Here is a 20236-nt window from a genome sequence, read left to right on the forward strand (position 1 = left end):
TTCAAAAAACAGAGGAGGACAACAGTCCCCCTCTCGGCGCTGTTCGTCCTCCCCAGACATGAATCACATGATTGGTAGTCCATTGTTATATGCCGATCCTGCGGAATTCCGTAGGTGTCATCCCGGTCCACTTTTTGAACACCTGACTGAAATATTGTGAATTCCCGCCGAATCCGAACAATTCAGCAAGCTCAAACACTTTCACATCTCCGCCTCTGCGAATATGGTCACATGCACGTTCAATGCGCAGACGATTCACGTAATTGGAGAAATTCTCGCCTGTGACTTTTTTGAAAATCTTGCCCAGGTAATCCGGATTCATATACAGCATCTGATGGGCAACTCCATTGAGAGAGAGATCCGCCTCTCCAAAATGACGATCCACGATATCCATCATCTTCTCCACGGCAGAAGACTGGCGACTGATATGGTTTTTGTAATAACCGGAAGTTAATCGGGCTGTACTGCTTGCAACAAAAGACTTCAAACCAGATAACGTATCGATATGCGGCAGTTCTGCCATACGCTGGGTGAATTCCGTTGCCTCCTCAGGTGGACAGACATGCACCATCGCCGAGTAGAGCTGCACTACATAAGAGCGAGTCACCTCGATTTCCAGCTGCTGACGTGATAATAGATCAAACAGACGCTCCACCTCTACCGCTGTTTCCTCGGTATTGCCCGATTTGATCAACTGACACAGTTGCTCGGCATCCTGTTCTACATGCAATCCGTCGCATTCTCCGGCCAGTACCAGATCATTCTTCGTAATCAGCTTGCCTTCACCGATAAAGAAGCGATGGTTCAGATACTGCAACGCCTCACGAAACAACCGCCGGGACTGAATCATTCGATCTGCTTCACTCAGCGCAGCGGTCACTTCCAATTTATATAGTCTGGTGAATGCAGCCCTAACCTCTTCAATACTTTCTTTCAGTCCGGCCGGATCAGCTGAATCCGCGAGCAGAATGAGGAGTTTGCCTTCAATGGTTGTGCTTAACAGGACATGTGGGAGCAGGTCACTGGCAATGTTTTTGATCGCAAATAAGTGACTGTAATCATGTTCATCTACAATTCGGAACAACAGTAACCGAACTGCGTTCTCTTCAAGCTCCAGATCAAACAGCTCCTGATAATACTCCAGATCAACCGGACCATAGGTGCGGTTGGTCATGAACTCCAGCAGAAATTGCTCCTTTACATGCGGAAGGACTCGCTGCAATCGCTGTTTCATCTCACCTGCAACATGCTCCTTCACCTGGGCATCCTGATGTTCCTGCAACAGTTCAGTTAATGCATCATGGATCTGATTCTCGTTGCAGGGTTTGAGCAAATAATGCTTCACACCATATTGCATCGCTCTGCGAGCATATTCGAACTCCTTGTAGCCGGATAACATAATGAAACGTACTCCCGGGTATGCTTCAGATGCCTTCTCTATGAGTCCGAGACCATCCAGACCCGGCATGGAAATATCCGTAATGATAATATCCGGTCTCGACTGCCCAATTTTGTCCAATGCTTCAATCCCGTTCCTCGCCGTACCCACCAATTCCGTACCTGCTGCGGCCCAATCGACCACTTGGGAAATCCCCTCCAGAATGACACGTTCATCATCTACGAGCATCACTTTGTACATCGTCATCGTCCTCTCTGATCCAAGGTATGCTGATCGATACTACAGTTCCTGATCCGGGCTTGCTGCTCATCACCATTCCACCTTCATCACCGAAGGTCAGTCTGATTCGTTCCTGGATGTTAGATAACCCAATGCCCTGTCCTCTTGTCTGAATACGTCCTTCGTGTAGTTGTTCCAGGAATTCCGGTGTCATCCCCGGACCGTCGTCCTCGACTTCAATAATCACCTTATCTCCCTCTGCTCTCGCCCGGATCCGAATCCGGCAAGGGTCAATGCTTGGTTCGAGTGCATAATGTATGGCGTTCTCCACCAACGGCTGTAATGTTAACTTCGGTATCCGCGCCGTTCCTACCTCTGGGGCAATCTTCATATCGAAGTCCAGTCTTTCCTCAAAACGAGTGCGCTGAATCGTCACGTAACTGCGGACAATATCCAGCTCTCTTTCCAGCGTGATCCACTTCTCGGACATATTCACAGAGCTACGTAGCAGAAATCCGAGAGCCTCAACCATTTCCGAGATCTGTCGTTGCTTCTGTACTTTAGCCAGCCAGTTAATGGATTCAAGCGTGTTGTATAGAAAATGTGGATTAATCTGCGCCTGAAGCGCTTTCAACTCGGTCTCACGAATCACCAGTTGCTTGGCATAATTCTCATCAATCAATTCACGTATTCGTTGAAGCATCATCTTGAATGTGCGATGCAGCAGCCCAACCTCATTCTGTGGAGATATCGGAACATTGCCAAGGGCTGCCTCCTCCAGCTTATCCAGATCACCTTTTTCGATATTACGCATCTTTTTGATCAACTGCGCAATCGGATGGGTAATACTGCGAGAGAATCTCGCTCCAATGATAAGCGCTGCCAGAAAGATCATGATGAAGATCACCGTGACCAACTGTTTGACAAACTGGATCTTTTTAAACATCTGGTCAAACGGGGTTGTGTACAAATAGGTCCAATCCGTATAGGAAGAATGAGCACGAGCTACAAAGTGTCTCCCCTGCTCCAACATGGCAATTCCATAGGGCTGGGTGCGCTTCAGTTCAGACTCAATCTCAGCTTCACTGACGGCTGATTCTGTTGGATAGATGACTTCTCTTCCATCGGTAATCAGTAATTGGGAGTCCTCAGCCGGTTCTTGCATCTGGTCCTGTACAATTCGGTCCAGCCGTACGCGGATGATCAGTGTGCCGAGGTCCTCCAATGTAAATGCGCCGCCAATAAAGGATTTCACCTGTCGGACCGACAAGAGTCGGGACTGTTTATCCCCACTGGTATGCCAGGCATTGGAGCCCGAGTATTGCTGCCCCAGTGCAACCAGTTCCTTTTGCTTCGACTCCGAAATTCCCTCCCGATTGCCTGCGGCCATAACGTTATTATCATTATCGATAAATAGCATGGAATAGACGTATTTTTCGGAACCGGCATAAGCGACTAACCTGTTGGTAATTTTTTTGCGTAATCCATTTTTCTCGTAACCCGTTTCGGCCTTTTTCAGTTGGAGCAGATATTGCTGAAGCGGCTCGTCCGACATCACCTTGAAGGAGAGATTAGAAATTTCACGAAGTTGATTCTCAATACCTACCGAAGACATATTGAGGACCTGCGAGGATTTCTCATAGATCTGGCGGTCATAGATGCTGAACACATATCGGAGTACGGACGCATAAAACGTAAAGCTGATCAACATCAAAAGTCCGATAAGAAGAATCGTTTTGTGATGAATCGGCAGTGTTGTGAAAGCGTTCTTAATTTTGTTCATCCTAAGCGCTCCTTTGGCTTGCGAGGGGTGCCTGTCATACTATGCATTAGTGGTTTTATTGTAAGTTATTTTCATATTTACACATCCATTGGTCATCTGACAAGATATATTTATGCAACATTTTAGGTCATTAGAGAAGGTATACATCTGTGTCAGCAACTCAAAAAGAACACAAAACAGCCCGAATACCTTGAACAGATCAAGGGATTCTGGCTGTTGAATAACATCATGTTAAAGTATGAAATACAATTTACGGATTAACAAAAACAGTTTTCAGCTTCGCTACATACTGCACATCAAATCCAAGACCTTCAGCCACCATGGCAAGTGGTACATATGTTTTGGACTCTGTGCCTACCTTATTCAGGAATGCAGGTGTATCCACAGTAACCGATGCTCCATTTACCTTCACAGCATTGGCACCAATCTTCACAGCAACTTTCCGGTCTCCATATGTAATGGTTGCGGTTGAAGTCTTGTTATCCCACACCGTAGTAGCCCCGACAGCATTCACGATGTCTTGAATCGCCACAAAGTTTTTGCCGTTACGGATAATCGGTTTGTACGGTGTATTTAATGTTTTGCCACTCACAATAATGTTCATCGGCTCACCTGTCGCAGGTGTAGTCAGCTTCGTGTAGTCGCCCCAGATCGTTTTGGCAAATACTTCGGCAATGGCCGCATATCCAAATTGGTTCGGGTGGAAATCACGATCTTTGATCATATGTGTCATCGTGCCTTCACCACCAACAAACTCCTTGGCCACGTGTGCGACTTTGACATCGGTACCCTGAGCAGTGAATTGTGCTGCAATGCCATCAATGGTCTGTGTGAAACCTTGAGATGCCTCCATCAGTTTGGCATAAAGTGCCTTGCCTGCTACTTCTGGCATCGGTTGATACTGGTCGGCGATGACAATTGTAGCTGTCGGATTAATTTCATGGATATCATTAATCGTTGCACTAACGTTGGCTGTATATGTTGCGAGTAATTCTTTTACCTTGGTTTGCAGATCCTGATCACTCAGTTTGTCTGCTGTACCGAGAAGCTCAGATACATCATTTCCCCCAATGGTAATTGCAACCAGATTGGCCTGTGCTACACTCTCACGGATTGCAGCAGTATTGGCTCCGATCTGTCCCGCTCTTGGATCAGGAAGACTTGGTTGAATGGCTTCAGAAGTCAGCGTTTTGCCATCCTTAATTGCAGTAGTAAAGTTTTTCAGACCACTGGTTTTCAATCCGGCAATCCCGTAGTTGTCCACCTGTGTACGTCCATGCAGCAAACCTTGCTCATGGAGACGTTCTACATAACCATAAGGCAATTCTTTTGTGTTGGGCTCATAACCTACCGTTATGGAATCTCCCAATGTGACGATGCGGAACTCCTTGGTTACGGCTACTGCATCTTTCTTCGCTGTCAGCGAAGTCTCGTTTGTACCCGCTGGCAATACACCGGTTTTGGTGTCAGCCGCGTGTGCAGGCAATGCAGATGATGTAAAGAGCAGCATTCCTGCCAACATGCTTACCGTTAAACCGGCAGCTGTATTTTCCCATATACGTTTACGCTTCATTCAGGTAACACTCCTTCTCGCAAATCTATAATAATTTACACTAATATATAGTACATTGGTCATTCCAATGACATTGGTTGGTGTTACTCTATTCTATCATTTTAAAGTAGGCGTTGTCCTCTCCACTGAGAGCACACATGAAATAACAGACTCCCTGAAGGGGAGTCTGTTACTGGTTAAGCTCAGCTATGACGTTCAGTGATTAGTTAAGATTGCGGCTTATTTGAGTCTTCAGCAATCAAATGACCCTTGTCGCTCTCCGGTTTGTTCCCGGTAGCTCGCTCCAGATATCGATCATAACGATCATCCACTTCACGTGCCATCTTCCGGTACTTTAACGTTTCCTCAACAATTGGATCACGTTCTGTCTGGATTCGCACTTCATATTTTGGAGGAATCAGCTGGCGTTCACGCTGATTGGTGTCGCCGGACTCTTCCATGTCCCCTTCCGTCAGCATATCACTGAGCCGTCGTTCCAGTTCTTTGGATTCATCCATTGTTTTCGCTCCTTTAATTAAAGTCATACATGCGTTAACCATACTATTGTACTTTCACTTCGTGTACAGAACCATCTTCCGATCGCTGTTATCCCCAGATTTCTTTGATTCCCTTTTCCAGGTAGAAATCCGGTGATAAAGGCGAGCAGATGAGTTGAATAAACTCACTCCAGACCGGTTGCTTTCGCTTCCTTCAGCACATCCGTCAGTGCATCATGGATTTTGCCATTGCTGGCAACGACATGGTTCACAGACAGTTGATAAGGTGTTCCGATGGTATCGGTCACCTTGCCACCTGATTCTTCAACCAACAGTGCACCTGCGGCAATATCCCACGGTTTCAATCCAACTTCGGTGTAGGCGCTGAGGCGTCCTGCGGCAACATATGCCAGATGGAGGGCGGCAGATCCGCCTGCACGCAAGTTACGAACTTGCGGAGCAAGCGCCTGCACAGCGGCCATATTCAGTGGCAACGCAAAGGTTGTGTCTGCCGGGAATCCAACCGCAATCAGGCTCTGAGCCAGTTCTTGTTCACCAGATACAAGCATCCGGTTTCCGTGAACATATGCCCCTTTCCCTTTTTCCGCAACAAACATCTCATCACGGGAAGGGTCGTAGATCACGCCGACAATGACTTCACCATTGTGAGCCAATGCGATGGACACCGAATAAAACGGAAATCCATGTACAAAGTTCGTCGTTCCATCCACAGGATCAACAATCCACAGGAACTCTTCTTCCTCAGCCTCTTTCAGTGCTTTTGCCGAAGCTTCCGGTCCCGGTTCAACGCCCTCTTCACCCAGAATGGCATGGTGGGGAAAATGCGTGAGAATCAGGCGGCGGATCATCTGCTCCGCTCCTTTATCCACTTCGGTCACCAGATCTTGGGGTGAATATTTGGTACCAAGTTCAGCTACCGTCCCAAGACGGCTTTTGATCCATTCGCCAGCTTTGGAAGCTGCATTAATGGCAACGGCAGTATAGCTTTTGCTTGTCACGACATAAGGTGTCTTTTCCTTCTCATTCAAAGCGTTCACTCTACTTTCTATATCAATCTACGAAAAGTTGAAATACTTGTTAAAAGTATACGCCCCACAGGTCATAAAGTTTCTCGTTGCCCAGGCCCCTTTTGGCACTACGGATGAATGATGACGGTAGACTCGTCCACCCACTCCACACCCTCTTCGTGATAGAATGCCAGCTTCTGCATCAGTTGCACAAGAGCCTCATCCTTGCGTTTGGCCTCAATCATCACGTCAAGTCTTGGGGTGTCTGCTGCGATATGACGCAAGAAATCGAGCACAGGCTCTACCTCCACACCATCGGCATGACCTCGCAGATCCTTCTCACTCTTTGGACTGGAGACATGGATTTTGGGTGGCAATGGCTGATCAGCCGGTGAATCGGCCTGGGCAAGCGGTGACTGCCAGGTCTTTAGAATATCAGGCCACAGATCCCATGCCTGTTCTCCTTCGTTGTTCACCCAATGGTGATGGATATCAAGTACCATGGGCAATCCCAAGCGCTGGCACACGGCAAGTGTCTCAGGCGCATTGAACGTTTTGTCATCATTTTCGAGTGTGAGCCGCTCCTGAATGTCCCGATCCAGCTTCAAAAAGTTTTCTTCAAAACGAAGCGCCGCCGAAGGCTTGTCCCCGTATGCACCACCAATATGTATATTGTTCTTGGCAGTGGCATTCAGCCCCATGGCATCCAGCATCCGAACATGATGACGAAGGTCGCGAATCGAGTTGTGCAGAACTTGCTCGCGGGGGGTACTAAGTACGGTAAAATGATCCGGATGAAAGGACACACGCATATGATTTTCCTTCACAAAATCACCAATGGCCGCAAAGTCCTGCTTCAGTGCCGGGAACGGGTCCCAGTCATTCAGGTCTTCGTGTGTTGCCAGTGGAATCAATTTGGAAGAGAAGCGATATACATGAATATGGCTACCCTTGTTGTGCCTGAGCAAACGTAATGTATTGTGCAGGTTCTCGGCTGCAATCCGTTCGAGCTTGCGGATCGCCGCTTCCCTGTCATCGATTTTGTTAAAACTCGACATGGTCATGGTCCGGGAAGGCGAGGCGTTCTCTATAAGCACGGACATTGCCACGTAACCAAAGCGTACGAGCATGAATCTCTTCCTCTCTATTAGGGCGGAGAACCCACACGGCATATTCAGCCGTCAGGATGTACCGTCACTGTATATAACCAAGTTTTACCCTAAAAGAGTGACCATAATCGTATTCTGGCAAATCCGTCCTTCCGACCCGCACTTACAGTCAACAACTACTCCTGTGCTTGCTCCCCAAAGAACATCTCATCCGCAAGGGCAGTCTGAATGCGTGATTCTTCCTCAGTCAATTTGCGGATGAGTTGCATCTCCACCTCGGTTACCTCTTGCCCCTGGAAGTTGATCTCCGCAATGGAAACCACGATCTTGACGATGGCTACAGCCACGTTATCCGGTGTGTATGCAATCACTTTCTGGCCGGTAGGAAATACCCGGAAGCCCTGTTTGACCATTTTGCCGCGTCCGTATTCAAGCAGTTCGAACAGCTCCTGCTCATTCTTGAACTTGCATACGGAATTGAATTCAGTCTGAAATCCCATGCATATCCCTCCTGATCTTGTGGTCGCAGGCTACGCCTGTACGCCGTTCTCGTAATTCAGTGCCTGCTTGCGGTTGTAACGCTCCAGTGCCAGTTCAATCATGCGATCCAGCAGTTCGGCATACGATACACCTGTCTCACGCCAAAGAAGTGGATACATGCTGTATGGTGTGAAACCAGGCATGGTGTTGACTTCATTAATAAGCAAAGCGCCGTCATTTTTCCGAATGAAGAAGTCGGCACGTGAAATACCGTTACCTTCAATCGCACGGAACGCCTGCAAAGCTGCCTCGCGAATGCGATCTGCGGCCTCTGGGTCCAGTGGAGCTGGAATCAGCATCTGTGATTGACCATCAATATACTTAGCTGCATAGTCATAATACTCACCGGAGGATACGATCTCACCTGGAACGGAAGCCATGGGCTCGTCATTGCCGAGGACGCTGACTTCAACCTCGCGTGCTTCAACGAACTCCTCAATGACAACCTTCGTGTCATACCGAAGTGCAAACTCGACAGCTGTCTTCAACTCATCGCGGTTACGTGCTTTGGAGATGCCTACACTGGAGCCCAGATTTGCCGGTTTGATAAAACAAGGATACCCCAGCTGATCTTCGACCTGTACGATCATTTCGTGCTCTGTCTGCTTCCATTGTGTCGCGTTAAAATACGTAAAGGCACATTGGTCAATGCCAGCCTGTGCAAACAGCTTTTTCATGACCACTTTGTCCATGCCGCCAGCAGAAGCCAGTACACCTGCACCTACATATGGCATATCCGCCATCTCAAACATGCCCTGAATGGTACCATCCTCTCCAAACGTACCATGCAGCAGAGGGAACATCACGTCCAGCGCTTCTGCTCCGCCATACAAACGGCCAAACAGGGCGTTCAGTGCATCCTGCGTTCCACCCGCCGATTGCTCCAGCTTCAAGTCTTCAATCTGCGCGAACGGCGCATGCATGACAGGTCCTTTTTTCCACGTCCCCTGCTTGGAGATATAAAAAGGAACTAGTTCATACTTTTCATAATCAAATGCGTTTGTTACAGCAAACGCCGTTTGCAGCGACACCTCATGCTCGCCCGATTTTCCGCCGTACACGACGCCTACTTTTAATTTATCCATACTCATGTGTACCCTCCGATTATCTGTGCCTGATGCTGTCATGCTTGCATGCTCAGCACCCTTGTTATTCTGCTTGCATTATCTGGTCTTATTTTACACGGAACTGGATGTCTGCGTCACCGCATCCCGAAAATCTTTCGTCATCAAAACTCATCTGCAATATGGAAAAGCCGGTATACCGTCCGCTCCGTCCAAGCGTAAGAATCCCGGTAATCCCAAAAGCGGTGACGGCTGCTAACCGTATGTGCGTTAACAAGCGGCATACCGCCTGCATCAAACGCGGTCACAACGGTGCTGTGCTGAAATCGTCCATCTCCATCCCAATCGTAGAGAATAACATCGCCGAGCATCAGCTGCTCAGGACGCTCCACTTCTGTCGCGGTCAGACCCCAGCTGCTGCCTGACAAATAACGCTCCAGACTGTTGGAAACTGCCCAACTGTAACTCCACATTTCGGAGCCGTTCACATACCCTTTATACCACCAGCCGGCTTCTCTTCTACCAGTATAGTGGATGGGTGCGCCCCCTGCAAAGAGACATTGGGACACGTAATTGGTACAATCCACATCAAATTCCTCAAATGCCGGATTCCCCGCATTCCACCATCGATCTGCATAGGCAACCGCCAGATCTCTGCGATATGACTGTTGCCGTGAGCTTCTTCCTTGACCCAACACTTCCCGATTCAGCAGCGGACGATTCATCGCCTGTACAAAATCAGCTTGTTGAAACGGACGTCCTTCCCCAGCAGGGCGACGCTCCGGCACTTCTCGCTCGACCCGTCCAATGATCCATCCACCACTCTGCCGCAGAAAGGTTAACCGCTCCCGCTCAATCCGGTCCTCCCGGTGGGTGATCCCGCTCTTCTCGTAGAACAGTCTGCTGTACAATTGTACATCCACCACCGCTTCTTCCTGGCCATCCATAAGCGTGCGCACAAGCTTGGCGCTGGTCTCGCTGCGAAGAGGCACGGCGCGCCGCTTACGATACCATTCGTCCAGCCTTGCCATACGCTCTCCCCGTTCCACCACGAAGTCAGGATCGGTAACGATCCGTTCGCTGGTCTGTGGACGGTAGTCGATCTCACAGCGATTGTACTGGTTTACGTAAGTATATAAGGCACTCTTCCATTCCCGTTCCAAGCCTATGTCCCCCTTTGGCATGAGTTCTGTCTGGAATATTTCATTGCGTATATAAACTCCTACTATTCATATGAAAGGGTCTTCGGTTGTATGTACACGGCTCAGGAAGGAGATCCGAAATTCAGCAAATACAGGTACACGAGATATCTTATTCCTGCTCGCTTCACGAAAACGCCTTCATCGGTCCAAAAGCTTGCTTGATCAGGCAAAAAGACCTTTACGTACGGAGGTGAAAACGGTATACTTAAAACTAAAGTTATGATTATGAAATTACGTTTCATCTGATGAAACTAACGAACAAGAACACGGAACGATGAAGGCCTGTTCTTCACCTAAATGAACGTTTTCTTCATCTCACCGACACATCCCAAGGAGGTACATGTATGTCAGCAAAGAATCATTTCTCCGCCGCTCGCAGTCTTGAGGTTGGAGGCAAGTCTTACCGCTACTACAGTCTCGATGCTCTTCAGGAAAACGGCCACGGCGATCTTTCCAGGCTTCCTTTCTCCATTAAAGTGTTGCTTGAAGCAGCAATTCGTCAATTCGACGGACGTGCTATCACCGAAGAACACGTAAAACAACTGACCGGCTGGGCAGATGGCCGTGACAATAACAAGGAAATTCCATTCATCCCTGCACGTATCGTTCTGCAGGATTTCACCGGTGTACCGGTTGTCGTTGACCTCGCTGCAATGCGTGATACTGTGAAAAAAGCAGGCGGCGATCCAAAACAGATCAACCCGCTCGTACCGGTCGATCTCGTTATCGACCACTCCGTTATGGTTGATGCTTTTGGTACCAACGATGCACTTGATTACAATATCAAAGTTGAGTTTGAGCGTAATGAAGAGCGTTACCGCTTCTTGCGTTGGGCGCAAACGGCATTCAACAACTTCCGTGCAGTTCCACCATCCACAGGGATCGTTCACCAGGTTAACCTGGAGTATCTGGCTTCCGTGGCAGCAACAAAAACCGTGGACGGCGAAACCGTTGTATTCCCGGATTCCCTCGTAGGTACAGACTCCCACACCACCATGATCAACGGACTTGGTGTTGTTGGTTGGGGTGTTGGTGGTATTGAGGCTGAAGCAGGTATGCTGGGCCAACCGCTTTATTTTGTAACACCGGACGTTATCGGTTTCAAACTGACAGGCAGCCTGAGTGAAGGCGCAACAGCAACGGATCTGGCACTGACCGTTACCCAATTGCTTCGTAAAAAGGGCGTTGTTGGTAAATTCGTAGAGTTCTACGGACCAGGTCTTGCCAACATCGGTCTGGCTGACCGTGCAACAGTAGCCAACATGGCACCAGAATATGGCGCAACGATCGGTTTCTTCCCTGTTGATAGTGAAACATTGAACTATCTGCGTAACACTGGCCGTCCTGACGAGCAGGTAGAATTGGTTGAAGCTTATTACAAAGCTCAAGGCATGTTCCGTACTTCAAGCACCGTTGATCCTGAATTCACAGATGTGATTGAACTGGATCTCGGCTCTGTTGTACCAAGTCTTGCAGGACCAAAACGTCCACAAGATCGCATCGAGCTGACACAAATGAAAGAAAGCTTCAACAGCATCATTCGCACACCTGTAGATAAAGGCGGCTACGGTTTGAGCGATGAGAAAATCGAACAATCCGTACCTGTGAAGCATCCGGACGGCTCCAACAGTGAACTGAAGGCAGGCGCTGTTGTAATCGCGGCGATCACAAGTTGTACGAACACTTCGAATCCAAGTGTTATGGTTGGAGCGGGACTACTGGCGAAAAAAGCAGTTGAACGCGGCCTGACCAAACCAGGATATGTGAAAAGCAGTCTGACACCAGGTTCCCTTGTGGTTACCGAGTACCTGGAAAAAGCAGGTCTGATCACGTATCTCGACAAACTCGGATTCAACGTTGCGGGCTACGGTTGTGCAACATGTATCGGTAACTCCGGCCCACTGCCGGACGAAGTGAGCGAAGCTATTGCTGAGAACGATATGACCGTAGCGGCTGTATTGTCCGGTAACCGTAACTTCGAAGGCCGTGTACACGCACAGGTTAAAGCCAACTACCTGGCATCACCACCACTCGTTGTGGCATATGCACTTGCGGGTACCGTAAATATTGACTTTGAAACCGATCCAATCGGTTATGATACGAACAATGAGCCTGTATTCCTGAAAGACCTCTGGCCTACCTCCGAGGAAATCAAGGATACCATCGCTAGTTCCCTGAACGCTCAGATGTTCCGCAACAAGTACGAGAATGTATTTACAGCCAATGAGCGTTGGAATTCAATTTCTGTACCGGAAGGTGAACTGTACGAGTGGGATCCGAACTCCACGTACATTCAGAATCCTCCGTTCTTCCAGGAGCTTGGCGACAAGTTGAACGATATCGCAGATATCCGTTCTGCACGCGTTATGGCATTGCTTGCGGATTCCGTAACAACGGATCACATCTCGCCAGCAGGTAATATTGCACCATCCAGCCCGGCTGGACTGTACCTGAAAGAACATGGCGTAGAGCGCAAAGACTTCAACTCCTACGGTTCACGCCGTGGTAACCATGAAGTCATGATGCGTGGTACGTTTGCCAACATTCGTATTCGTAACCAGGTGGCTCCTGGTACAGAAGGCGGTATCACGAAGTACCTGCCAACGGACGAGGAAATGTCCATCTACGATGCTTCCATGAAGTATCAGGATGAAGGACAGAACCTGATCGTTATCGCAGGTAAAGAGTATGGTACAGGAAGCTCCCGTGACTGGGCGGCAAAAGGAACATTCTTGCTCGGCGTCAAAGCCGTTATCGCAGAAAGCTTCGAGCGGATTCACCGTAGTAACCTGGTCGGCATGGGCGTAATGCCATTGCAATTCCAGGAAGGTCACGGCTGGTCCAGCCTTGGTCTGAACGGACGTGAAACGTATGACATTACTGGCCTCAGCAATGATGTGAAGCCAGGACAAGAGTTGAAAGTAACCGTAACTCGTGAAGACGGTACACAGTTCGAATTCCCTGTCATCGCTCGTCTGGACAGCATGGTTGACGTGGATTACTACCATAACGGCGGTATCCTGCAAACTGTATTGCGTCAAATGATGAAAAAAGCTTAATGATATAAATCATTAATGTGATGAAGTTATACAGAAAAGCTCCCCATTACGTGCAATCAGCACGTGGCGGGGAGCTTTTTATTTAACTGTCGATATGCATCATCAATTTAATTATGAGTAGATTCTTATCACTTAAAACTCAAAATTTAATCCAACTTCTGAATCATCAGGTGGTTCAGGAATACGATATACACCTCTGCAGTTTAATTTCTCCACGTTGATCCAGTCCACAAAATCATCCGCCCCGTAACTACGGATAAAGTGAGCATATTCCGTATTTCCCTCATGATCAATAGACTCGATATACAGGGTGAATGGGTGCTTATACTCTAGGCTCTGCAAAAAATCGATAAATTCTCCTCTCCACTCGCCAATTTTTCCTGCATATTGATTGGGAACGTAATAGTAGAACACATCAAAGTGATATACAACAATTTTCATTAACATTTACAAGCCTCCTAGAACTTACAGATCACAGTTTAGAGTTTTAAGATCTCCATACCTTCTCTCAGTTGTTCCGACACAGCGGTATAGTACTCAATGCTATCCGCAAGTTCGCGTTCAGTCTTATGTATAAGATAATAGGAATATTTCTTCATCAACTCATGCTCGTTTAACTCAACAGGGAGATAAATAATCTCAACATCATTCGAATTGAAATAATGACGATATCCTCTCTCCGATTGTCCCACTTTCATGACTGTTTTTATCACCAGCAACTCATCACGTGTACAAACTCTTATCAGATCAGTTCTTTTCTGTTCTAAATCACGCACTACTTCTTCATCGTAGTGATGAATCTTAGCTTCAGCAATTGCGCTTTCAATTTGCATAATGGCTTTCATGGTTCCTGCTAGTTCTTTAGCTAATGAATACAATGTATGTCCTCCTTTTTTTGTAAGAAATAGGTACTAACGCATCATCTCTACTCTACCTCATTTACGATGTTACTCGCAAAGTTCACTGATCCTCTCCTGAATTTGGGACCTTATGAAACACTAAAAAACTCCTCGTAAAGTGCACTCTGCACGTTACGGGGAGCTGTGGTTTCAGTATGTGTGTGTCCTCCGTTGCTTCAAGGCCAACTACCTTCTAATGTCCAATATGATGTGAGGCTTGATCTAACAGTTGAATCGTGCCCATGATCAGAAACAGACACGACAGAGCAATTAACGAGCCTCCAACCCATCTAGACATGATTACTCGCTCCGTAATCTGTTTTTCCGAAGCATCCGTTACCTTGTGTGGATACACGAGAAATATTAGCCCTACGCTAATGAACAGTACAGCCATTATAATCAAGTTCTTCCCCTCCTTACACGTGACTTTCCTTAGAATTTAACTTTTTCGTCGTCACGCGGGATTCTCCTCCCACCAACACCTTTTTCAGACCCATAGCCATAGTGAAAACAATATATCCAATGAAGCCGCCGAGTGTATTAAGCATCAAATCATCCACATCAAATATGCCCATACCAGTCACTAACTGTGTCACTTCATAGCCCAGACTGAGCAGCAGAGACAGCAAGATTACCTTTACTCCAGAGAATAACTTGTTGCCCGTCAACACAGGGATGAAGATGCCCAGAGGGATAAAGGCCAGTATATTGCCTACCAGATGGATTGCGGTGCCAGGACGATGTAACGACAGACTGTTCCAGTCTCGTGAGATTTCCTGAAATGGTGTCAGGTTGACGGTTCGGTTATGGACCAGATCCGGTTGTTGCAAGAACGCCATCAGTCGATCCTTCACGATGCCCAAATCGACCGGGCTTCCTTTAAAAAGGATCAGCTTCGTAAGTAGATATACATAGATAATGAAAACGGCAATCCAAAGGATGTAATGTTTGCTTTTCTTCTGGTTGTTGTGCTTCATGTTGTTTCGCCTCCTTTGTGTTGCCCTGTTATTTCTTTACGGTGACAATGACACCATCCATGTTATCACCCGATATTTCAGTTTGTCCTTGCTCAGGTATGTAAACGGTTGTGTCTCGGGTGGCCCGATAATAGCGGATATGATACTGCTCACCCTCTACTTCCACAGTAATGTTCTCTTTCTCTTTAAGCATATCGAGATACTCTTCAAGCACCAGATTATTCTTATACATGACAGCACTGTGCGGTAGCCCTACATATCGAAAGTGCCATGGTTCATACTGAATACCGGTGATGCGCACTTTATCCTTTGGGTAACGTAAAATAAATCCGTATTTCCATGCATTCTTCTCCAGCCAAGCACCCTCTGGTGCTCCATTCATGGCAGCCAAGCTCGAGCCGATATCCAGGGATAACCCAAGATTGTGCTCACTGTGTCCCGCAGGAAGCGCATAATCTGAACCCTTTTCCCGATATAACTCGTCCTGCTTTTCAAAGTCCCTGTACCCACTGCTGACGAGAAAATATCGGACTCCCTCTTCGCCTGCTGCTTCAACCATCCTCTGAAACTCCTGCGCCACCTGTCGTGATAACATGATTTTCTGATCCAGTATCCCATATCCACGAAGCAGATCATCCTCATGTGCCACATATACAATATCGGATTTAACTCCTTCCGGGTGAACGGGGTATTGCTTATCAACCAGTAACAAATTGCCCTTATGTACCTGATCCTGAATGTTTCCGGTGACGGATACGGTATAACCTGCGGGATTTTCACGCGTATTCTGAATCTCGATGGGCAACTCATCCTTCTGCTGAATCCATCCCGGTGATTGCGTAACTATATATCCGATCAAAATAATACATATCAAAAAGCCCCACTTCTTCATGCTTGTTCCTCCTTTTACCTCATACATCAAGGATAGACAACACAAGTTAAAGAAAAAGCAGGGCAATTTTAAAGTTTTTCTTAAATTTTGACGTCAACCTTATTGGAAGACGGGCAAACGAACCTCGAATAACGTCCGTACCACGTCGCTCTGAGCCGAGATCATACCGTCATGCTGCTCCACAATATTACGAGCGATAAACAGTCCAAGGCCTGTCCCACCCTCCTGAGGGGTCCTGGCACGATCTCCGGTGTAATACATATCAAAGATATGTGGCAATTCCTCTGGACGAATATGTCCACCATAGTTAATTACCTGAATGATGACCTGTTCTGCATCCCGATATCCATTAATATCTACGTACATGCCATCCTTGCCATGCCGTGCAGCGTTAATTAGCAGATTCTCGAACACACGAGCCAGTAGCTCGCCATCACCGGAGACCGTAAGGTCAGTGTCTATTTTTAGTCGGGCGACTAGTTGGTTCTTTTCAAATACAGGATAGAGCTCTTCGTTCATCTGCTTCAGCAGTTCGCTAAGATCCAGCTGTGTCTTGTTTATAGGCAGCATGCCATAATTCATACGGGTAATTTCGAACAAATCATCAATCAGCTTCTCCAGACGCTGTGATTTGGTGAATGCAATCGACGTAAAGTGCCGTACCTGCTCCTCCGTTAGCTGATCATCCTTCATGAGCAGATCCAAATATCCAAGCACAGACGTCAGCGGTGTTCGCAGGTCATGCGCCAGATTGACAACAAGCTGGTCCTTACTATTTTCAGCAAAATCCCCTCGTTCTACCGCTTCCCTTAGCTTCTCACTTGCCAAATTCACATCCTCCGCAATCGTACCTAACTCGTCCTTCGAGGAGATCTGCACACGATGCTGAAAGTCACCGTTGGCCAAATGCCTGATCCCTGTAGAAATGTCCTTGAAATACGTCGCGTAGGGCTTGGTAAACCAGAAGAAAAATAGAATGGCAAGTGGGATAAATAAGATCAGGAAGAAATAGATATCCCCGATACTTCTCATAAAATGACGATATTCAGCGAGCTGATCTTCTGCACGGACACCCGAATAATAGGCTTGCATAAGCTTGTAAATCCCATAGGTAATTGCACCAGAGGCAAGCATGCTTAACCCTAACAACATAATCATGGTTGTACGAAAACTTCTTCGTTTAGTCATTAAACGTGTACCCCACACCCCAGATGGTTTTGATAAACTTGTTCTTGTTCACATCTTCCCCCAGCTTTTTGCGCAGGGTCCGAATGTGGACCATCACGGTATTCCCACTCTCGTAATAGGCTTCTCCCCACACCTGTTCAAAAATATTTTCTGCACTGAACACCTGCTTGGGGTGGCTCGCGAGCAGATACAGAATGTCAAACTCCTTCGGTGTTAGTTCCACTGGTTTGCCGTAGAGTGTAACGCGATGTTGATCTGGCGTGATAATGAGCCCACCCTTCTCCAGAATGGACCTCTGAACAGGTGCAGACTGGCTGAATTGCAGAGAACGACGCAACTGGGAGTTAACCCGGGCAACAAGCTCCATCGGATTGAACGGTTTGGTCATATAATCGTCCGCGCCCATCACGAGTCCCGTAATTTTGTCCATATCAGACGTTTTGGCACTTAGGAAAATGATCGGTAAATGATGCTGTTCCCGAATTTTACGGGTCACCTCATACCCATCCATGCCAGGCATCATAATGTCCAGAATCGCCAAATCTATCGCTTGGGTCTGAACAGCTTGAACCGCAGCCTTCCCGTCAAAGGCCTTGATGGTGTGATATCCTTCTTTTTGTAAATGTAAAGCAACCAGATCAGCGATCTCAACTTCATCGTCTGCGATCAGAATCGTAATTCGCTTCATTGCTTATTCCACTCCTATGTGTGATGCTCAACAATATAACATATTTGAATCCAACAGATAAACCAATGAAAGGAATCCATACATATGAAACTGGAGCGTTTATTAGCCATCGTGGTGTTGCTAATCAATCGTGGACGGGTGCAAGCCAAAGACTTGGCAGATATGTTCGAAGTATCGATCCGGACCATCTATCGGGACATCGATACATTGGGTCAAGCAGGCATCCCCGTGGTGACATATCAGGGGGCAAGCGGTGGGATTGGTCTGGCAGAGGGTTACCGTCTGGATCGAAACGTATTAACAGACAAGGACCTCGCCTCCATCGTCACTGCACTGCGCAGTGTATCCACTTCCCATGCTAATGCGGCGCGAGAGCTTCTGGTCGAAAAACTCAGCAGTATCGTACCTGAATCCAAAAATGACGATTTTCAGGCCAATACCAATCGATTCATCGTGGATTACTCAACCTGGACGCATCCCGAAGCGCTGAAAATCAAGCTTGAACTTATCGAACAGGGTATGGATCAATTACGCCCCGTAACCTTTACCTACTGCAGTGCGGAAGGTATCCATACTCACCGAACTGCCGACCCTCATACCATCGTACTCAAGAAGCATTCCTGGTACCTGTATGCTTTTTGTCACGAGCGGAATCAATTTCGCATGTTCAAGCTTGTGCGCATGCAAGATGTCACGCTTGCTAATGAGCACTTCGAGCGTAAAGTCATCAACCCACAGGACAGACCCTGGCAACAGGAATGGAGCCGCCCGGACAATCAAGCTAGGATAACCTTGAAATTCCATGCTCGCGTCCGTCATATTGCGGAAGAATGGTTTGGGATCGAGAACGTCATGCCTGATGGGACTGGGTATTATATCAGCCAGGTTGCTTTTCCCGAGGATGGCTGGTTATATGGATTCATTCTGGGCTTCGGCGCGGACGTTGAAGTATTGGAACCTCAGCATATTCGGGATGAAATCTGCCGTATCGCGGAGCAAATTGTACAAAATTATATACCTCCGACTCAAACCTGACAGACAGCTGTCCAGTTCCTACCCGTATACTTCAGATATATTCAATCTGTACATATATGAGGAGGAATTAATCATGAACGTCACTGTATGTCAAAGCTGCGGCATGCCGCTCACAACCCCTGCCCAATTCGGAACGGAAGCAGATGGAAGTACAACCCGTGAGTACTGTATCTATTGTTACAAAGAGGGCAAGTTTGAGCAGCCTGGTATGTCACTTGAAGGCATGACGGAGATGTGCACTGCCATTCTGAAGGACGAAGGTATGGATGAGGAATCCGCTCGTTCGATGCTACGCAACCAGCTTCCTTTTTTGAAGCGTTGGCGCACGAATACAACGGATCAACATACAGAATCTCTCGCTGAAAACTCTACTGCTTCCGCTAAGCCTGGTCAGGTAACAACAGAGCATTCGTTCTCTGCCCAGCCCGTTCGTTATGTCACGCTCCCTGGCAAACGTCTTGCCGGCGTATCCGCCCGCACAACCAACGCCATTGAGATCAGTGGCAAAGGTTGTATTCAGGGACTCTGGAACAATTATTTTTCCTCAGAGCACCTCCCTGCACCTGAAGTTGTTCGCTATGGTTGTTACACGGATTACACCGATGGGATAACCGGAGAATACACCATACTGGTAGGGCATGAGGTCAGTCCGAACGAATCATTGCCTGAAGGACTGGACGACATTTTACTCCCTCCTACAACTTACGCCGTATTCACTTCCAGAAAAGGACCGATGGCAGAGGTTGTTGGCGAAGCTTGGGGAGCCGTGTGGGCATGGGACAAACAAAGCGATCGTACGTTCACCGGGGATTTTGAATTATATGATGAACGCAGCCTGAATCCCGAAAGTGTACAAGTGGATATATACATCGCTGTTCGCCAAAGTAGATAAAACCAACACGATACCACCTCAGACAGAATCAAAGTTTCATCGCATCTTTCTTCATATCAAGCAAGCTGCCGGGTTCGCTCGGCAGTTTTTCGTATTGTCAGGTTAGCCAGTAATTACTGGTTGGCCTTTTTTTGTGGTCGTTTTACGATGGGGGAAGCCGGGAGAACGTGGCGGTTTTAGGGGCTAGGACCTCGTAACAAAAACAGTTCCCCC

19 protein-coding genes are annotated in these 20236 nt (G+C 47.5%); 3 read left to right on the forward strand and 16 right to left on the reverse strand.

From position 1 onward, the window contains the following. Window positions 1-85 precede the first annotated feature (85 nt). From CXK86_RS31025 to CXK86_RS31065, 9 genes are all read right to left on the reverse strand, one after another. Window positions 86-1639, reverse strand: coding sequence for a response regulator transcription factor (locus tag CXK86_RS31025; protein ID WP_101315100.1), 1554 nt, complete (start codon window positions 1637-1639; stop codon window positions 86-88). Continuing rightward, window positions 1614-3401 (reverse strand): cache domain-containing sensor histidine kinase, encoded by a 1788-nt coding sequence (locus CXK86_RS31030; RefSeq protein ID WP_101315101.1) that lies wholly within the window; start codon window positions 3399-3401, stop codon window positions 1614-1616. The genes CXK86_RS31025 and CXK86_RS31030 overlap by 26 nt, the downstream gene beginning before the upstream one ends. 250 nt (window positions 3402-3651) lie before the next feature. Beyond that, window positions 3652-4974: an SGNH/GDSL hydrolase family protein gene (locus CXK86_RS31035; RefSeq protein ID WP_101315102.1), complete on the reverse strand. Its 1323-nt coding sequence runs from the start codon at window positions 4972-4974 to the stop codon at window positions 3652-3654. 206 nt (window positions 4975-5180) lie between these two features. Next, window positions 5181-5471, reverse strand: coding sequence for a hypothetical protein (locus CXK86_RS31040; protein ID WP_101315103.1), 291 nt, complete (start codon window positions 5469-5471; stop codon window positions 5181-5183). 164 nt (window positions 5472-5635) lie between these two features. Continuing rightward, window positions 5636-6499: an inositol monophosphatase family protein gene (locus CXK86_RS31045; protein ID WP_197997992.1), complete on the reverse strand. Its 864-nt coding sequence runs from the start codon at window positions 6497-6499 to the stop codon at window positions 5636-5638. 107 nt (window positions 6500-6606) lie between these two features. Further along, window positions 6607-7608, reverse strand: coding sequence for a UV DNA damage repair endonuclease UvsE (gene uvsE, locus CXK86_RS31050; protein ID WP_074093415.1), 1002 nt, complete (start codon window positions 7606-7608; stop codon window positions 6607-6609). Between the two features lie 155 nt (window positions 7609-7763). After that, a complete protein-coding gene (locus CXK86_RS31055) occupies window positions 7764-8087 on the reverse strand; it encodes a hypothetical protein (protein ID WP_036614107.1) in 324 nt (107 codons plus the stop codon). A gap of 30 nt (window positions 8088-8117) precedes the next feature. Further along, the gene (locus CXK86_RS31060) at window positions 8118-9218 is read right to left on the reverse strand and encodes a D-alanine--D-alanine ligase (RefSeq protein WP_036614110.1); all 1101 of its coding nucleotides are present in this window, start codon (window positions 9216-9218) and stop codon (window positions 8118-8120) included. 137 nt (window positions 9219-9355) lie between these two features. After that, complete coding sequence (locus CXK86_RS31065) at window positions 9356-10354, reverse strand: amidase domain-containing protein (RefSeq protein WP_370511462.1); 999 nt, start codon at window positions 10352-10354, stop codon at window positions 9356-9358. A gap of 383 nt (window positions 10355-10737) precedes the next feature. Between CXK86_RS31065 and acnA the strand changes: the two genes are divergently transcribed. Next, window positions 10738-13452, forward strand: a complete 2715-nt coding sequence (acnA, locus tag CXK86_RS31070; protein WP_036614112.1) for an aconitate hydratase AcnA — start codon at window positions 10738-10740, stop codon at window positions 13450-13452. Window positions 13453-13584: 132 nt separating this feature from the next. Here the strand turns inward: acnA and CXK86_RS31075 are convergent, their stop codons facing one another. From CXK86_RS31075 to CXK86_RS31105, 7 genes are all read right to left on the reverse strand, one after another. Continuing rightward, window positions 13585-13899, reverse strand: coding sequence for a hypothetical protein (locus CXK86_RS31075; protein WP_047841416.1), 315 nt, complete (start codon window positions 13897-13899; stop codon window positions 13585-13587). Window positions 13900-13931: 32 nt separating this feature from the next. Next, window positions 13932-14330 carry a hypothetical protein gene (locus CXK86_RS31080; protein ID WP_047841415.1) on the reverse strand — a complete coding sequence of 133 codons (399 nt, stop codon included), beginning with the start codon at window positions 14328-14330 and terminating at the stop codon, window positions 13932-13934. A 214-nt stretch (window positions 14331-14544) separates the two neighbouring features. Continuing rightward, the gene (locus tag CXK86_RS31085) at window positions 14545-14754 is read right to left on the reverse strand and encodes a hypothetical protein (protein WP_047841414.1); all 210 of its coding nucleotides are present in this window, start codon (window positions 14752-14754) and stop codon (window positions 14545-14547) included. 13 nt (window positions 14755-14767) lie between these two features. Next, window positions 14768-15328, reverse strand: a complete 561-nt coding sequence (locus CXK86_RS31090) for a VanZ family protein (RefSeq protein ID WP_101315104.1) — start codon at window positions 15326-15328, stop codon at window positions 14768-14770. A gap of 28 nt (window positions 15329-15356) precedes the next feature. Next, entirely contained in the window at window positions 15357-16220 is an 864-nt protein-coding gene (locus CXK86_RS31095; RefSeq protein WP_101315105.1) for a M15 family metallopeptidase, read from the reverse strand. 99 nt (window positions 16221-16319) lie between these two features. Then, a complete protein-coding gene (locus tag CXK86_RS31100; RefSeq protein WP_047841411.1) occupies window positions 16320-17408 on the reverse strand; it encodes a HAMP domain-containing sensor histidine kinase in 1089 nt (362 codons plus the stop codon). Further along, entirely contained in the window at window positions 17401-18096 is a 696-nt protein-coding gene (locus CXK86_RS31105) for a response regulator transcription factor (RefSeq protein WP_036614121.1), read from the reverse strand. Before CXK86_RS31105 ends, CXK86_RS31100 begins: the two co-directional genes overlap by 8 nt. Window positions 18097-18180: 84 nt before the next feature. Here CXK86_RS31105 and CXK86_RS31110 point away from each other — a divergent pair, with 84 nt between their 5' ends. Next, entirely contained in the window at window positions 18181-19131 is a 951-nt protein-coding gene (locus tag CXK86_RS31110) for a helix-turn-helix transcriptional regulator (protein WP_076254961.1), read from the forward strand. Between the two features lie 73 nt (window positions 19132-19204). Continuing rightward, the gene (locus CXK86_RS31115; RefSeq protein WP_076254963.1) at window positions 19205-20023 is read left to right on the forward strand and encodes a zinc ribbon domain-containing protein; all 819 of its coding nucleotides are present in this window, start codon (window positions 19205-19207) and stop codon (window positions 20021-20023) included. The last annotated feature ends 213 nt before the right edge of the window (window positions 20024-20236 follow it).

This window comes from Paenibacillus sp. BGI2013, from assembly GCF_002843485.1.
In the GTDB taxonomy this organism is placed as follows: domain Bacteria; phylum Bacillota; class Bacilli; order Paenibacillales; family Paenibacillaceae; genus Paenibacillus; species Paenibacillus amylolyticus.

Excerpts from the sequence above, each read along its gene's own strand:
- CXK86_RS31100 (WP_047841411.1), bottom strand. The coding sequence starts at position 17,408 with ATGACTAAACGAAGAAGTTTTCGTACAACCATGATTATGTTGTTAGGG.
- uvsE (WP_074093415.1), bottom strand. The coding sequence starts at position 7,608 with ATGCTCGTACGCTTTGGTTACGTGGCAATGTCCGTGCTTATAGAGAAC.
- CXK86_RS31025 (WP_101315100.1), bottom strand. The coding sequence starts at position 1,639 with ATGTACAAAGTGATGCTCGTAGATGATGAACGTGTCATTCTGGAGGGG.
- CXK86_RS31115 (WP_076254963.1), top strand. The coding sequence starts at position 19,205 with ATGAACGTCACTGTATGTCAAAGCTGCGGCATGCCGCTCACAACCCCT.
- CXK86_RS31090 (WP_101315104.1), bottom strand. The coding sequence starts at position 15,328 with ATGAAGCACAACAACCAGAAGAAAAGCAAACATTACATCCTTTGGATT.
- CXK86_RS31035 (WP_101315102.1), bottom strand. The coding sequence starts at position 4,974 with ATGAAGCGTAAACGTATATGGGAAAATACAGCTGCCGGTTTAACGGTA.
- CXK86_RS31040 (WP_101315103.1), bottom strand. The coding sequence starts at position 5,471 with ATGGATGAATCCAAAGAACTGGAACGACGGCTCAGTGATATGCTGACG.
- CXK86_RS31060 (WP_036614110.1), bottom strand. The coding sequence starts at position 9,218 with ATGAGTATGGATAAATTAAAAGTAGGCGTCGTGTACGGCGGAAAATCG.
- CXK86_RS31075 (WP_047841416.1), bottom strand. The coding sequence starts at position 13,899 with ATGTTAATGAAAATTGTTGTATATCACTTTGATGTGTTCTACTATTAC.
- acnA (WP_036614112.1), top strand. The coding sequence starts at position 10,738 with ATGTCAGCAAAGAATCATTTCTCCGCCGCTCGCAGTCTTGAGGTTGGA.
- CXK86_RS31095 (WP_101315105.1), bottom strand. The coding sequence starts at position 16,220 with ATGAAGAAGTGGGGCTTTTTGATATGTATTATTTTGATCGGATATATA.
- CXK86_RS31055 (WP_036614107.1), bottom strand. The coding sequence starts at position 8,087 with ATGGGATTTCAGACTGAATTCAATTCCGTATGCAAGTTCAAGAATGAG.
- CXK86_RS31105 (WP_036614121.1), bottom strand. The coding sequence starts at position 18,096 with ATGAAGCGAATTACGATTCTGATCGCAGACGATGAAGTTGAGATCGCT.
- CXK86_RS31030 (WP_101315101.1), bottom strand. The coding sequence starts at position 3,401 with ATGAACAAAATTAAGAACGCTTTCACAACACTGCCGATTCATCACAAA.
- CXK86_RS31110 (WP_076254961.1), top strand. The coding sequence starts at position 18,181 with ATGAAACTGGAGCGTTTATTAGCCATCGTGGTGTTGCTAATCAATCGT.